This is a genomic window from Vogesella sp. (assembly GCF_046297735.1).
GTDB classification, from domain to species: domain Bacteria; phylum Pseudomonadota; class Gammaproteobacteria; order Burkholderiales; family Chromobacteriaceae; genus Vogesella; species Vogesella urethralis.
The window spans coordinates 457,289-470,774 of sequence record NZ_JBKBHK010000001.1 but is presented as its reverse complement, the minus strand read 5'-3'; the positions used below and the strand labels follow the sequence as shown (position 1 = coordinate 470,774).

Here is a 13,486-nt window from a genome sequence, read left to right as displayed (position 1 = left end):
TCGGCTAGTAGGGAATGAAAATGGCCTCCAAACCTGGAGGCCATTTGCTAATCTGAGTACAGAGAGCAGAATTCCAAAAATCTAGAAAAGTGGGAAATATCTAGATATTCGTGGGATCCTACATCAAGCAAATCCGCGCCGAAAAAGACCGGCTGATTCTTGACGGAAAAATCAAAAAGGACAAACCGCTACCGGCCATCAGCGATGAGGAAAAACCATTCGACCTGCCGCAGGGGTGGGAGTGGGCTCGGTTTCCAGAACTTGGTGAGTTTGGACGAGGAAAGTCTAAACACAGGCCTCGCAATGATCCCGCACTATTCAATCCTGGAGTTTATCCACTGGTCCAAACAGGTGAGGTTGCACGAGCCGATAAAGTAATTTATTCGTATCATTCCAAGTACAGCGAGACTGGATTGGCCCAGAGTAAAATGTGGCCAGCAGGAACTCTATGCATCACTATTGCGGCGAATATTGCGGATTCGGCTTTGCTTGGTTTTGATGCATGTTTTCCTGATAGCGTAGTAGGTTTTGTTCCGCTACAGCCGCTCGATGATGCCAAGTATCTGCAAACCTTCATAGAAACGGCTCGCAGTAATCTGCTTGCATTTGCCCCCTCAACAGCACAGAAAAACATCAATTTGGAAATTCTGACCTCAGTATTAATACCAGTACCACCTTTGCTGGAGATGAGGCGCATCGTCGCCCGTGTCGAAGCGCTGCGCGCGCTATGCGGCCAACTACGGCAGCGGCTGGCGGCCAGCCGCGACACACAGGGCCAGCTGGCCAGCGCGCTGCTGGCGCAGGGCTAGCGCAGGCCGCACCGCCGGGCAGGGTGCCCGCGACCCCAGGCCACGGCGGCCCGCAATGGACAACACCCCCGACCGCTACCGGCTGTCGGGGGTGTTTTGTTGCAGCGGCCAACCACGGCGGCACGCCAGCGCGTTGGTGCGGCTAGTGGCTGCTGTTGCCGCCAGCGCTGCTGTTGCGGCCAACCTGGTCTTCGCTGCGTTGTGTGGCCGCCGCGTTGTCGCCCAGGTGCAGCCGCTGCCCGTCGTCCAGCAGGCAGACGCTGCCAGGGGCCAGCCGGCGCGTGCTGCGCAAACCGTGCCCACGGCTGACAAAAGCGGCGCGGATGGCGGCGTTGCGTGACACCGTGGGGCGAAAGCGCGGGAAACGGGGCGGGTTGCGTCCGTACTGGTAACAAATGCGATCTTCGAACGGTTCGTCGCCCGTTTCGTCGCGGGGGTGAATAAACGGGTAAGGATTGTTCCCGGTGTCGCGGTGCTTGCGCCACAGGGCTTGCAGCGGCTGGAGGAGCAGGTCGAGCAGCGGGGGCATGATGGTCTGGTGGCGGGTGGTCGCGTTTACCCGCCTATCCTATATCGAAACCGGGCGCGGGCGCACGGCCTGCTGCAGTGGTGGTGGTAATCGGGCAGCTGGTAGCCACCGGCAGCCCTGCGTGTGGGCGGATGCAAGCGAGCAGGCGTAGGGGTTGGCCGCCGCAGCGCTCCGCCATGCTGGCTGGGTGCGGCGCCCGGCCAGCTATCAGCAACGCTCTGGCTCAGGCCAGCTGTTGCGCCATCTCCTTGATAACCGTATGCAGCAGGGTGCGCAGGCAACGCGTCTCGCCTGCCAGCGTGGCGGCCAACTCGGGGCGCGCCTGCAGCAGGCGGACGTTGTCGGCTTCTACCTCGGCGTAAAGCGCTCCTGCCTGCTGTACGGCGCGTTGGCGCAGGTTTTCCAGTAGCCGCTCGGCGGTGCCTTTGGCCAGGTTCAACACCGCGCCGGCCTCCAGCAGCAAGCCGCGGCTGATGGCCGAAAAATGTCGCTCGCCCAGTAGTGGCCACGCCAGTTGCGTGTGTGCCGGCCACCCGCTTTTGTCGAAGGCGGCGGTGTCGTAGCTGGCAACGCTCAGCAGATCGTAGAACGGCGCCAGCTGCACGCCTTCGTGCGATACCAGAAAGCTCAGGTTTTTCAGGTGGGCGTCGCTATTGCCCACCAGCAGGTTGAACACCAGCCAGCCAAACAGCCGGGGCCTTGCCACCGCCGGGCTGCGGCAGGCGTTGGCCAGTGCGGCCAGGTTTTGCAGGCTGCCCTGGCTGTATTTGAAGCTGCGGTCCAGCCCCAGCAGCTGGCAGGCGTCTATCACGTGCCGGCGTTGCCAGCCGTGGCTGCCTGGCGTGCGGTCAAAGCGGTTTATCAGGTAAACCGGCGACGGCACGTAGCGCCGATGCACGTCGGGCACGTCCAGCCCAAGGCGTTTGGCCAGGCGCATCACGAACCATTCGTTGATGACCGAGTACGGGTAGTCCTCGTCCGGGTGGTCGGGCTTCAGGATATGGGTAGAGGGCGTGGCGCCTGCCGGTTCAAACAAGGCGCCATCGTGCAGCACTACCGCCAGCTTGTGCTGCGCGCCGGCCAGCGACATGCGTTTGATGGCAGCCTGCGTCAGCGGCGCCCTCGGTAACTGGCGAATGCGGGCTTGCAGTGCCTCGTCTGGCAGCGGCCGCAATGGTTCTGCGCTTTGCGGCGCGGCATCGGGTGGCAGCAAGGTAAGCGACCCGGCCGATTCTGCGCCGTACCAGGCCAGCAGGCTGAAGGCGTCGGCCGCATCCAGCCGGGCGTCGCCTGCCAGCAGCAAGCGTTGCCCTTCTTCCGGCAGCAGGTTATCGAAATACCACTGCACCGGGCGCTGGCTGGCGCCATCCAGCAATGGTTCGGCTTGCAGTGGCAGGTGCGGGCTCAGCGCGAAGCACGTTGGCGTATTCAGCCAGTCTGGTGCGTACTGGAAGCGCCACAGCCCGGCCTGCTCTTGCAAGGTGCCCACCGTGGTGTGATTGATCGATGCGCGCAAAAACCGCCCGTTCATGGCTTGCCCTTATGGTTGGCCGCGTCCTGCAGGTAGGCGGCTACGCTTTCGGGGACGTCCACCGTCACGCGAATGCCCAGCCCCTCCAGTACCTGGAACAGCTTGCCCCATTGCACCGTCTCGCCGCCGCGCTCGATCTTGCCAAGAAAATTCTCGCTAACGCCAATGCTGCCGGCGGCATCGTCCTGGCGGATTTTCTGTGCCTTGCGGCTGGCGCGCACCACTTGGCCGATGGCGGCAGCACTGCTGATGGGTATCTTCATCATCAATCCTCACGTTTGTAAGGATTCTGCGCCCAGAGCGCGCATTTGGCAATGAATCCTCTTGATCGTGAGGATTTATTGGTGATGCTGTTGCTTGCGGTACCGAATCCGCATGTTTGTGAGGATTATGAGGGCTGCGGCCAACATGTGGCGCCTTGCCGCGGCAGGGCGGCAGCCGGTTTACAGCATTGCCGAACCGTCCACTTCGCCGTCCACGCCGGGCAACGAGCCCAATAGCTGCTGTTGCTGGTAGTGGCGACACCAGCTCAGGAAGTCGTCGATCGGCATCGGCTTGCTGAAGTAGTAGCCCTGGCCCAAGTCGCAACCCAGCAGCCAAAGCTGCTGCATGGTTTCTTCATCTTCTATGCCTTCGGCACTTACTATCAGGCCTAGGTGGTGCGCCAGGTCGATGGTGGATTCCACAATCGCCATATTGCCCCGGTCATCTACCAGCTGGTGGATGAAACGCTGGTCGATCTTCAGTTCTTGCACTGGCAGCACTTTCAGGTAGCCCAGCGACGAAAAGCCGCTGCCATAGTCGTCGATGGCTAGCCGTATACCCAGCGCCACGATGTTGTGCAGGATGGCCAGGCCTTTTTCCGGCGCGTCCAGCATCAGGCTTTCGGTGACTTCCAGCCGTAGCAGCGACGGGTTGAGGCCCGTTTCCTGCAACAGCTGGCGCAGCATGGGCAGCAGCTCGGGGTCGAACAGGCTGCGTACCGACAGGTTGACCGATACCGCCACGCCGGGGTAACTCGCCTGCCACAGCGCGCACTGGCGCATGGCTTCGCGGATGGTCCAGCGTGTCAGCGGCTTGATCAGGCCCGAGCTTTCGGCGATGGGGATGAACTCCAGCGGCGAGATGAAGCCTTCTTCCGGGTCAAACCAGCGCGCCAGGGCCTCGGCCGCCACCAGCTTGCCGCTGCGGATGTTGATCAGCGGCTGGAAGTGTTGTGTCAGCTGGTTCTGTGCCATGGCGTCGCGCAGGCGGCCAAAGCGGTAGTGGTAGCGCACAAAGGCCTCGTCCTGGCTGGGGTCGTACATGGTGGCGGTGTCGCCGCGTTGCACCGCTTGCAGCATGCTTTGCTCTGCCTTGTGCAGCAGTGCTTCGGCCTGGTCGCCGTGTTGCGGGTAGATGGCAATGCCGGCGGTGTAGTCGATGTGGACCGGGAAGCCGCGGATTTCGAAATCCAGATTGTAGCTGCCGACCAGCTGCGTGGTTTTTTCGAGGTCGTAGTGTGGCTTGCGCATGTGGTACACCAGCAGCAGTTCTTCGCGGGCGATGCGTGCCAGTACACCATTGTTGTCTATCAGTTGTCGTAGTGAATCGGCGATGGCTTGCATCAGTTCGTTGGTAGCGTCATTGCCGATGATGTTGCTGACCTCGGCCAGCCGAGACAGCCGCACGGCGATCACCAGCAACCCGCCGCGGCGGGTGTGGGCCTGGCGGATTTCTTCTTCCAGGATCGGGATAATGCGGGTGCGGTTGGGTAGCTGGGTAACCGGGTCGTGCAGCGCCAGAAACTGCAGCTGGTCGAGGTAGTGCTGCGCGGTGGCGGTGTTGGCTACTACCCCGGCATGCAGCTTTTGCTGGAAGCGGCTGCGTAGCAGGTTGAAGCAGGCAGCGATGACCGATACGAACAGTAGCGACGACAGGTAATGCGGAATCTGCACCGGGTCGTACGGGTAGGCAAAGGGTTGGCCGCGCAGCGCCAGCAGCAGGGTGCCCACCAGCAGCAGGAACAGGCCGTTCCATAGCCACCCCACACGCTGGCCCTTGATGAAGAAGGCCATGAACGGGAAGGTATAGGCCCAGAACAGGCCGGTGCCGCCGACGCCGCCGATAATGACCAGCGCACCGAAAATGGTGATGCCGCACACCATCAGCAGGTTTTCGGCGTGCGGGATGTGCTGCCCGCGCTTGGCCAGACGGATGGCGGGTAATAGCAGTAGCAGCGCACATAGCCCTTCGATGGCGCCCAGTACCGGGAACGGCGCCAGGATGGTATTGAACAGCGCAAACAGGATGGCGACTACAAAGCCGATGGGGGCAATGGTGAGCACATTTTCCCGGCGTTCCTGGTTGCCAAGAATGTCTTTGGTGCCCTGGCCAAACAGGGCGAGCAGGAAGCCGACCGTATCAGTGTGCTGGGGATCTGTAGGGCTGGTCATGATGTGCGGCGGCCATTCATGGTGAGGGCTGGCATGGTGGCGAGGATTTTCGCATGCCATTGTCCATTTGTGTTCTTTATAGACAGATACGTCTTACTATTGTCTATTTCTATAGTTTAAATTTAGTTCTGGCGATAATCACTCGCTAACATGGCCGCACCTTGGTGCCGTACCACAGCTGCCCCGCAGCAAGATGAAGGAAGTCCGATGTCACGCCTGCTGCTGGCGCTGTTGTTAAGTGTTGTGCTGACGCCTCTGTGGGCGATGTCGGTGGTGTTCATCAACCCCGGCTACGCTAACGAGGTGTACTGGTATACCGCCAGCCGTGCCATGCAGGCTGCCGCGGAAGACCTGGGCGTGCAGCTGCGTATCGAGTACGCCGACCGCAATTATCAGCACGCGATGGCGCATGTGCGCCAGTTGGCGACGCTGCCAAAAGCGCAGCGCCCCGATTATGTCATCCTCAGCAACGAGTTTGCCGCCGCCGGCGAAATGGTGGCCTTGCTGGAGCAGGCCGGTATTCGCAACTTCCTGGCCTTTAGCGGCAAGGGCGTCGGCGCGGCAGCGGTAGACCTGGGCCGACCACGGCAGAAATACCGCACCTGGCTGGGGTCGCTGGAGCCGCGTGCGGCCGACGCAGGTTACCTCACCGGCCAGGCGCTGATCGCCCGTGCCCGTGCTGCTGGCGTGCCGCGCATTGCCGGCAAGATGCCCTTGCTGGTAATTGGCGGCGATCGTAGTACGCCAACCTCGGTATTGCGCTTGCAGGGGCTGTACCGTGCGGTGCGCGAGGCCGGTGACGTGGTGGTGGCGCAGGAGGTGATGGCCGCCTGGAGCCGCGAGCGTGCCGCCAAACAGGCCAGCTGGCTGTACCGCCGTCATCCGCAAGCGCGGATGGTGTGGGCCGGCAGCGACCAGATGGCGATGGGCGCGATGGACGTGTGGCGCCAGCGTGGCGGCCAACCTGGCAAGGACGCGTTCTTCAGCGGCATTAACACTTCGCCCGAGGCCATGCAGTTGCTGACAGATGGGCAGTTCACCACGCTGGCCGGTGGCCATTTCATTACCGGTGCCTGGGCGCTGGTGATGCTGTACGACTACGACCGCGGCCGCGATTTTGCCAGCGAGGGGCTGGAGCAGGAACGGCCGTTGTTTACCCGTTTCGATGCCGCGCTGGCGCGGCGCTATCTGCAGCGCTACAGCGACGCCGACTTCAGTAGCATTGACTTTACCCGCCACAGCAAGGCGTTGAACCCGTCGCTGCGCCGCTACGACTTCAGCTTGCTGCCACTGCTGCCAGAGGCGGCCGCTGCGGGCGTGTCGCTGAAATGACACGCCATCCACTGTTGCATCTCGTCCACAAATAGCCGCACTTTCAGCGCGTTTCGTCGCGACGCCGGGTACACCGCGTACACGTGGTCGCGGCCAAAACTCTCGCCCGAAAACTGGTAATCGGCCAGCACCTGCACCAGCCGGCCTGCACGCACATGGTGCAGCGCACTCCAGCGCGGGCAAGGCAGAATGCCCTGGCCGGCACAGGCCGCGTCCAGCAGCAGATCGAAGTTGTCCGAACGCAGCCGCCCTTGCGGCTCGATGCGTACGCTGTGGCCGTCGCGGGCAAAGAACCACGCCGGGTTCAGCATCGGGTGGCGGTACACCAGGCAGGGGTGCTGTGGCAGGTCGTGCGGCGTGTGTAGCGCCGGTGCCTGCGCCAGGTAGGACGGCGCCGCACACAGCATGACCCGGTTGTCGCCTACGACTTTGGCGATCTGCCCCGGCAGGTCGTGGTGACCCAGGCGCAGCGCCAGGTCGAGGTTTTCTGCTACCAGGTCCATGTAGCGGTCGGCCAGCTGCAGCTCCAGTACCACCTCCGGGTAGCGCTGCATGAAGGCCGGGCAAAAGCCCGACAGCACGGCGCGGCCAAACGACAGCGGCGCGGTAATGCGCAGCACGCCGCGCGGCTCGCCGTCCAGCTCGTGCAGGCGCTGGCTGACGCGCCCCAGCTGCAGCATGGCTTCGCTGGCGGTTTCCAGATAGATGCGGCCGGCTTCGGTCAGCGCTACCTGACGTGTGCTGCGCGTCAGCAGCCGCACGCCCAGCGATGCCTCCAGCGCGTTCACCGCCTTGGTCATCGCCGACGGGCTTTTGCCCAGTTTCAGTGCAGCGCGTGACAGGCTGCCGGTTTCTGCAATGGCGATAAATGCCTGTATGGCCTGGAAGGTATCCATCAGTTTTTCCATTCGGGAAAAAAAGAACTGCACGGCGCACGCTTTATCCGGCGCCGGCCTTGTGGCCATGATGTTGACACAGCCCACGCACATTGCGAACCACAACGGGAGGAGTGTCATGAAAACAAAGCTTTGCAGCCTCACTGTCAGCCTGATGGCTTGCTGTCTGGCGCCGGCGGCGCTGGCCGCCGGCACGCTGAACATCTACAACTGGGGCGAGTACTTTGCCCCGGACACTATTGCCAGATTCGAAAAAGAAACCGGCATCAAGGTACGGCTGGACGTGTACGACAGCAACGAGGTGCTGCAGACCAAACTGCTGGCCGGCAATAGCGGCTACGACCTGGTGTTTCCGTCCAACGACTTCCTGACCCGGCAGATCCAGAGCGGGGTGTACCAGAAGCTGGACAAGCGCAAGCTGCCCAACCTGAAAAACCTGGACCCGGCCTTTGTGCCCAAGGTGGATAGCGTGGACCCCGGCATGCAGTACAGCGTGCCGTATATGTGGGGCACCACCGCCATCGGCTACAACGTGGACAAAGTGAAAAAAGCCCTGGGCGGCCAGCTGCCAGCCAATACGTATGATCTGCTGTTCAAGCCCGAGGTGCTGGCGAAGCTGCAAGCTTGCAATGTGGCTTACAACGACGCTGGCAGCGTGATGCTGCCGATGGCCATGCGCTATCTGGGGCTGGACCCGAACAGCACCAGCGCCAAGGACTACGACGCCGCCTACGCGGTGCTGGCCAAGGCCCGCCCGTACGTGAAGCGGCTGATCGCCACCCCGGTAATGAATGACCTGGCCAACGGCGAGGTGTGCGTCAGCACCGGTTACTCCGGCGCCGTGCTGGTGGCCAAGCTGCGCGCCAAGCAGAACAAGAACGGCCAGAACATCGCCTACACCATTCCTCAGCAGGGTGCGCCGATGTGGTTCGACAGCATGGTGATCCCCAAGGACGCCAAGAACGTCGACAACGCCCACCTGTTCATCAATTACCTGCTGCGCCCGGACGTGATCGCCAGCATCAGCAACGCGGTGATGTACCCCAGCCCCAACGCACAGGCGACCAAGCTGATGAGCAAAGACCTCACCAGCGACCCGATGATCTACCCCGACGCCGCGCGCATGAAAAGCTTCTGGGTACAGCGCCCGCTGGACCCTGCCGTACAGCGCATCCAGACCCGGCTGTGGCAGAAGTTCAAGACCGGACGCTAGGAGCAGACCATGACCACCACCGGTTTTCTCTACGACACGCTGTTTTTGCAACATAACGCCGGCCGCCAGACCTACCACGGTGCCGATGGCGCTGCCGACGCCGGCCCCGAGTTCGACTGCCCCGAGCGGCTGGCCTACACCAAGGCCTTGCTGGACGCCACCGGCATGACGGCGCGGCTGCAGCCGCTGGCCTACCAGCCGGCCGACGACGCTACGCTGCTGCGGGTGCACACCCCGGCCTACCTGGCGCAACTGGCGGCCAACTGTGCTGCTGCAGAGGGCGATGGTATCGAGCTAGGCCCCGATGCCCGCGGCGGGCCGGCCACCGAGCGCATCGCCCGTGCTGCGGCCGGGGCGGCCTGCGCCGCCGTGGACGCGGTACTGCAAGGCCAGGTTGGCCGCGCCTACGCGCTGATCCGCCCGTCCGGCCACCACGCCGGGCCCGACTACGCCATGGGCTATTGCTACTACAACAACGTGGCGGTGGCGGCGCGCCACGCCCAGGCCCGTTACGGCCTGCAGCGCATCGCCATCATCGACTGGGACGTGCACCACGGCAACGGCACCCAGCACGTGTTCGAGGCCGACCCGCAGGTGCTGTTCTGCTCGCTGCACGAGGAAGGCAACTACCCGCTGGAAGGCGGCAGCGCGGCGGACCAGGGGCAGGGCGACGCTGCCGGCTACACGCTGAACATCCCGCTGCCGGCCGGCAGTGGCTACGCCGCCTACGCGCTGGCGTTCGAGCAGGTGTTACTGCCGGTGCTGCAATGCTTCCGCCCCGAGCTGATCCTGGTATCGGCCGGGCAGGACGCCAACGCCTACGACCCGCTGGGCCGCATGCGTCTTACCCGCCCCGGCTACCGCGCGCTGGCGGCCAGCCTCACCGCTGCGGCGGGTGAGCTGTGCCAAGGCCGCATCGTGATGCTGCAGGAAGGCGGCTACAGCCTGCCGTACCTGCCGATTGCCACCCTCGGCGTGATCGAAGGCCTCAGCGGCCAACAGGTGGAGTTTGACGACCCGCACTGGGTGCCGGACCGGCCGCTAACCAGCGGCGAAGCCACCGCCGTGGCGCGTGCCCGCGACGCCCAGCGCCAGTACTGGGCACTACAAGGAGAGCAAGATGCGTAACGTGACCGTGGCCACCACCCAGATGGCCTGTAGCTGGGACCGTGCGGCCAACCTGGACCGCGCCGAAGCCCTGGTGCGCGCTGCGGCGGCGCAAGGGGCGCAGGTGATCCTGCTGCAAGAGCTGTTTGAAACGCCGTACTTCTGCATCGACCAGCGCCACCACCATAACGCGCTAGCGGCGCCGTTCGACGGCCACCCGTGGCTGGGGCGCTTTGCCGCGCTGGCGCGCGAGCTGCAAGTGGTGCTGCCGGTGAGCTTTTTCGAGCAGGCGGGCAATACCCAGTTCAACAGCCTGGCCATGATCGACGCCGACGGCAGCGTGCTGGGCCACTACCGCAAGATGCACATACCGGACGGGCCGGGTTACAGCGAGAAGTTCTACTTTGCGCCCGGCGACCTGGGCTTCAAGGTGTGGGACACCCGCTACGGCCGGCTGGGCGTCGGCATCTGCTGGGACCAGTGGTTCCCCGAAACCGCCCGTAGCATGGCGCTGATGGGCGCCGAGCTGCTGCTGTTTCCTACTGCCATCGGCAGCGAACCGCACGACCCGGCCATCCAGTCGCTTCGCCACTGGCAAAACACGCAGCGCGGCCACGCCGCGGCCAACGTGATGCCGTTGCTGGCCAGTAACCGTGTCGGCACCGAGCACGGCGAGGCCGGCACCCACATCACCTTCTACGGCGGCTCGTTCATCGCCGGCGAAGACGGCGAGCTGCGTGCCGAGGCCGGCGGTGAGGATGGCACCATCCTCACCGCCACCTTCGACCTGGACGCGCTGGCGGCCAAGCGCCGCGCCTGGGGCGTGTTCCGCGACCGCCGCGTCGAGCACTACGGCGCGCTGCTGCAGTACGCGGTGTAAGTCAGCTTTGTCTGCGGATACAGCCCGCCTTGCCCGTTATCCGGGTACGGCGGGCTGTTTTATTGGCGTGTCACTGGACGCGGTACACCTGGCCGCTGTGTGCGCCCTCTACGCTCTTGCTGAACGCCAGCGCGGCACGGGCGGCCGGTACCGGCTCGAAGCCGCGGAAGAACGGCGCGTACACCGGCATGGATTCCACCAGCACGCCGGGGCTGACCACATTGATGCGCAGGCCGCGCGGTAGCTCGATGGCGGCGGCGCGGGCAAAGCCTTCCAGCGCCGCGTTCACCATGCTGGCACCGCTGCCGGCCACGATCGGCTCGTCGGCTAGCACGCCGCCGGTGAGGGTAAAGCTGCCGCCGTCGTTCAGGCGGCGCTGGCCGGCCAGCACCAGGTTCACCTGACCCATCAGCTTGTCGTCCAGGCCTACGCGGTAGTGCTCGGGGCGGAAGTCGGCCAGCGGGGCAAAGTGCACGTTGCCGGCGGCGCTGACCACCGCGTCCAGCGGGCCGGCGGCATCGTATAGCGCTTCCACGCTGGCCATGTCGGCCAGGTTCACGCGCAGCGTGCCGCTGTTGCGGCCGGCGGTAATGATTTCATGGCGTTGGCCCAGCTCGGCGGCGACGGCTTGGCCCAGGGTGCCGTGGGCACCGATCAGCAAGATACGCATGGTGTGTTTCCTTGTGCTTGTTCACGTATCGCCATGTTATCTTGGCGGATTGGCGCGATAATCCGGGTAAAAGTGGAATGACTGTCAACCTGAAGAAAACAATCGACCTGATCAGCGAAGCGCAGCAGCTGCAGTGGGCAATGGCATTCACCGCCGTGGTGGAAGAGGGCAGCTTTACCGCTGCCGCGCAGCGCATGGGAGTGAGCAAGGCGCTGCTGAGCCGCCAGGTGCGGCAGCTGGAACAGGCGCTGGACGCGCAGCTGTTGTACCGCACCACGCGCCGTTTGCTGCTGACCGACGCCGGCGAGCTGTACCTGGGCCATTGCCGCGACTGGCTGCTGCGTGTGCAGTCGGCGCGCCAGGCGCTGGCCGAGCTGCGCGAGGAGGTTGCCGGCCGGCTGCGGCTGACGGTGCCCACCAGCTTTGGCGGCGTGTTCATGGCGCAGGCGATGCTGGCCTTGCGCCAGCAGTACCCGGCGCTGGAGGTGGAGCTGGACCTGTCGGCGCGGCCGCACGACCTGGAAGCGGAAGGTTTCGATCTGGCCATCCGTAGCAATATCAGCCCGCCGGAGCGGCTGGTGGCACGGCCGCTGGCCGAGGTGGCGGACTGGCTGGTGGCGGCGCCGGCTTATCTTGCCGGTAAGGCGTTGCCGCGGGTGCCGGCCGACCTGGCTGCCCATGTCTGCCTGTGCAACAGCCATTTCAGCCACGGCCGGCAATGGGCGTTTCACCGTGACGGCGAGCTGGCCAGCGTGGCGGTGAGTTCGCCGCTGCTGGCCAACGACTACAACCTGCTGCGCAATTTTGCCCTGCAAGGCGCCGGCATTGCCCGCCTGCCCAGTTACCTGGTGGCGCCGGACGTGGCCGCCGGGCGGCTGCAGCGGCTGCTGCCGCAGTGGCACGGCCGCGGCCAGAGTCTGTACCTGGTTTACCCGCAGCGTCTGCCGCAACCGGCGCGGGTACGGGCGCTGGTGGCGTTCCTGCAGCAATGGTTTGCCGCGCCGGCGCAGGCCGCGCTGCTGGGGCAGGCCTGACGCGGCCGGCCAAAGACACGGCGGCCAACCTTAGCGCATGAAGCAGGCGTCTTCGTCGCCCCTGGCCGCGTAGCCTGCCTGCAAATTGGAAAAATCCATGTCACCAAAGCTGTCGGTGAGGAAATCCAGCAGGCTGCGTACCGACGGCAGCATGCCTTGGCGCGAGGGGAAAAGCGCAAACACCACGGCTTCTTGCGGCTGCCAGTCATCCAGTACCGGCACCAGCAAGCCTTGCTGCAAGTCCTTGAAGCACACCAGTAACGGCAGCTGGGCAATGCCGCCGTGCTCCAGCGCGCAGCGGCGGATGGTAATGACGTCGTCGGTGACCAGTCGCGGTTGATGGCTGAGGGTGGCACGTTGTCCTGCCGGCCCTTGCAGCTGCCATTGGTAGCTGCTGGCCTGTGCCCCCCAGTGCAGGCTCGGCAAACCGGCCAGCGCATCCATGTCGGCCGGGTGGCCGTGGCGAGCCAGCAAGCCTGGGCTGGCTACCAGCACCTGCGGGCTGCGCGACAGCCGCTTCATCACCAGGCTGCTGTCTTCAAAGGGTGGGGTTTTTACCAGCAGGGCGATATCCAGCCCTTCCCGCGTCACGTCTACCTCGCGGTTGGTGCTGTCGATCTGTACTTTTACCAGCGGGTAGCGCGCCATGTAGCGCGAGATCATGCCGGCCACCACAAAATTGAGCAGGGCGGTGGGGCAGCTTATCCGTATCGTGCCCTGAGGTTCGATGTGCTGCCGGGCGATGGCGGCCTGTGCGGCTTCGCTGGCCTGTATTACCTGCTGGCAATGGCCGTAGAACGCATGCCCGGCGTCGGTGAGGGCAAAGTGGCGCGGGCTGCGGTTGATCAGGCGGGCGGATAGGTGGGTTTCCAGCTGGCGGATGCTGCGGCTGAGGCGCGAAGTGGGTACCCCGGTAGCGCGGCTGGCAGCGTTATAGCCGCCATGGTCGACGACTTGCACAAAGTAGAACAGCGCATTCAGGTCCAGCATGGTGTGGGTACGGTGGGAGTCGAATCAAGGCTTTACGCTACCGCATCCGGCCCCTGCTTG

The 13,486-nt window shown here is 64.1% G+C and carries 13 protein-coding genes; 6 read left to right on the top strand and 7 right to left on the bottom strand.

Annotated features, from left to right (window positions below):
- Nucleotides 1-110 precede the first annotated feature (110 nt).
- Nucleotides 111-809 carry a restriction endonuclease subunit S gene (locus ACK4FZ_RS02195; protein ID WP_409818089.1) on the top strand — a complete coding sequence of 233 codons (699 nt, stop codon included), beginning with the start codon at nt 111-113 and terminating at the stop codon, nt 807-809.
- Between the two features lie 142 nt (nt 810-951).
- Here the strand turns inward: ACK4FZ_RS02195 and ACK4FZ_RS02190 are convergent, their stop codons facing one another.
- The 4 genes from ACK4FZ_RS02190 to ACK4FZ_RS02175 form a co-directional block, all read right to left on the bottom strand.
- Nucleotides 952-1,338, bottom strand: coding sequence for a hypothetical protein (locus ACK4FZ_RS02190; RefSeq protein ID WP_409818088.1), 387 nt, complete (start codon nt 1,336-1,338; stop codon nt 952-954).
- A 223-nt stretch (nt 1,339-1,561) separates the two neighbouring features.
- A complete protein-coding gene (locus ACK4FZ_RS02185; protein WP_409818087.1) occupies nt 1,562-2,869 on the bottom strand; it encodes a HipA domain-containing protein in 1,308 nt (435 codons plus the stop codon).
- Nucleotides 2,866-3,135: a transcriptional regulator gene (locus ACK4FZ_RS02180; RefSeq protein ID WP_409818086.1), complete on the bottom strand. Its 270-nt coding sequence runs from the start codon at nt 3,133-3,135 to the stop codon at nt 2,866-2,868. The genes ACK4FZ_RS02185 and ACK4FZ_RS02180 overlap by 4 nt, the downstream gene beginning before the upstream one ends.
- A gap of 177 nt (nt 3,136-3,312) precedes the next feature.
- Complete coding sequence (locus tag ACK4FZ_RS02175) at nt 3,313-5,304, bottom strand: putative bifunctional diguanylate cyclase/phosphodiesterase (RefSeq protein ID WP_409818085.1); 1,992 nt, start codon at nt 5,302-5,304, stop codon at nt 3,313-3,315.
- A 207-nt stretch (nt 5,305-5,511) separates the two neighbouring features.
- Here ACK4FZ_RS02175 and ACK4FZ_RS02170 point away from each other — a divergent pair, with 207 nt between their 5' ends.
- Entirely contained in the window at nt 5,512-6,636 is a 1,125-nt protein-coding gene (locus ACK4FZ_RS02170; protein ID WP_409818084.1) for an ABC transporter substrate-binding protein, read from the top strand.
- Here the strand turns inward: ACK4FZ_RS02170 and ACK4FZ_RS02165 are convergent.
- Nucleotides 6,573-7,532, bottom strand: coding sequence for a LysR family transcriptional regulator (locus ACK4FZ_RS02165; protein ID WP_409818083.1), 960 nt, complete (start codon nt 7,530-7,532; stop codon nt 6,573-6,575). The genes ACK4FZ_RS02170 and ACK4FZ_RS02165 overlap by 64 nt on opposite strands.
- A 118-nt stretch (nt 7,533-7,650) precedes the next feature.
- Between ACK4FZ_RS02165 and ACK4FZ_RS02160 the strand changes: the two genes are divergently transcribed.
- The 3 genes from ACK4FZ_RS02160 to aguB are packed head-to-tail and all read left to right on the top strand — an operon-like array spanning nt 7,651 to nt 10,732.
- Nucleotides 7,651-8,745, top strand: a complete 1,095-nt coding sequence (locus ACK4FZ_RS02160; RefSeq protein ID WP_409818082.1) for a polyamine ABC transporter substrate-binding protein — start codon at nt 7,651-7,653, stop codon at nt 8,743-8,745.
- 9 nt (nt 8,746-8,754) lie between these two features.
- The gene (locus ACK4FZ_RS02155) at nt 8,755-9,873 is read left to right on the top strand and encodes a class II histone deacetylase (protein WP_409818081.1); all 1,119 of its coding nucleotides are present in this window, start codon (nt 8,755-8,757) and stop codon (nt 9,871-9,873) included.
- Complete coding sequence (aguB, locus tag ACK4FZ_RS02150; protein WP_409818080.1) at nt 9,866-10,732, top strand: N-carbamoylputrescine amidase; 867 nt, start codon at nt 9,866-9,868, stop codon at nt 10,730-10,732. The genes ACK4FZ_RS02155 and aguB overlap by 8 nt, the downstream gene beginning before the upstream one ends.
- Nucleotides 10,733-10,802: 70 nt before the next feature.
- Here aguB and ACK4FZ_RS02145 read toward each other — a convergent pair whose 3' ends face one another.
- Nucleotides 10,803-11,402 (bottom strand): short chain dehydrogenase, encoded by a 600-nt coding sequence (locus ACK4FZ_RS02145; RefSeq protein ID WP_409818079.1) that lies wholly within the window; start codon nt 11,400-11,402, stop codon nt 10,803-10,805.
- A gap of 77 nt (nt 11,403-11,479) precedes the next feature.
- Here ACK4FZ_RS02145 and ACK4FZ_RS02140 point away from each other — a divergent pair, with 77 nt between their 5' ends.
- Nucleotides 11,480-12,436, top strand: coding sequence for a LysR family transcriptional regulator (locus ACK4FZ_RS02140; protein ID WP_409818078.1), 957 nt, complete (start codon nt 11,480-11,482; stop codon nt 12,434-12,436).
- 30 nt (nt 12,437-12,466) lie between these two features.
- Here the strand turns inward: ACK4FZ_RS02140 and ACK4FZ_RS02135 are convergent, their stop codons facing one another.
- The gene (locus ACK4FZ_RS02135) at nt 12,467-13,426 is read right to left on the bottom strand and encodes a LysR substrate-binding domain-containing protein (protein WP_409818077.1); all 960 of its coding nucleotides are present in this window, start codon (nt 13,424-13,426) and stop codon (nt 12,467-12,469) included.
- Between the last annotated feature and the right edge of the window lie 60 nt (nt 13,427-13,486).

Excerpts from the sequence above, each read along its gene's own strand:
- ACK4FZ_RS02190 (WP_409818088.1), bottom strand. The coding sequence starts at position 1,338 with ATGCCCCCGCTGCTCGACCTGCTCCTCCAGCCGCTGCAAGCCCTGTGG.
- ACK4FZ_RS02185 (WP_409818087.1), bottom strand. The coding sequence starts at position 2,869 with ATGAACGGGCGGTTTTTGCGCGCATCGATCAATCACACCACGGTGGGC.
- ACK4FZ_RS02180 (WP_409818086.1), bottom strand. The coding sequence starts at position 3,135 with ATGATGAAGATACCCATCAGCAGTGCTGCCGCCATCGGCCAAGTGGTG.
- ACK4FZ_RS02175 (WP_409818085.1), bottom strand. The coding sequence starts at position 5,304 with ATGACCAGCCCTACAGATCCCCAGCACACTGATACGGTCGGCTTCCTG.
- ACK4FZ_RS02170 (WP_409818084.1), top strand. The coding sequence starts at position 5,512 with ATGTCACGCCTGCTGCTGGCGCTGTTGTTAAGTGTTGTGCTGACGCCT.
- ACK4FZ_RS02165 (WP_409818083.1), bottom strand. The coding sequence starts at position 7,532 with ATGGATACCTTCCAGGCCATACAGGCATTTATCGCCATTGCAGAAACC.
- ACK4FZ_RS02160 (WP_409818082.1), top strand. The coding sequence starts at position 7,651 with ATGAAAACAAAGCTTTGCAGCCTCACTGTCAGCCTGATGGCTTGCTGT.
- ACK4FZ_RS02155 (WP_409818081.1), top strand. The coding sequence starts at position 8,755 with ATGACCACCACCGGTTTTCTCTACGACACGCTGTTTTTGCAACATAAC.
- aguB (WP_409818080.1), top strand. The coding sequence starts at position 9,866 with ATGCGTAACGTGACCGTGGCCACCACCCAGATGGCCTGTAGCTGGGAC.
- ACK4FZ_RS02145 (WP_409818079.1), bottom strand. The coding sequence starts at position 11,402 with ATGCGTATCTTGCTGATCGGTGCCCACGGCACCCTGGGCCAAGCCGTC.
- ACK4FZ_RS02140 (WP_409818078.1), top strand. The coding sequence starts at position 11,480 with ATGACTGTCAACCTGAAGAAAACAATCGACCTGATCAGCGAAGCGCAG.
- ACK4FZ_RS02135 (WP_409818077.1), bottom strand. The coding sequence starts at position 13,426 with ATGCTGGACCTGAATGCGCTGTTCTACTTTGTGCAAGTCGTCGACCAT.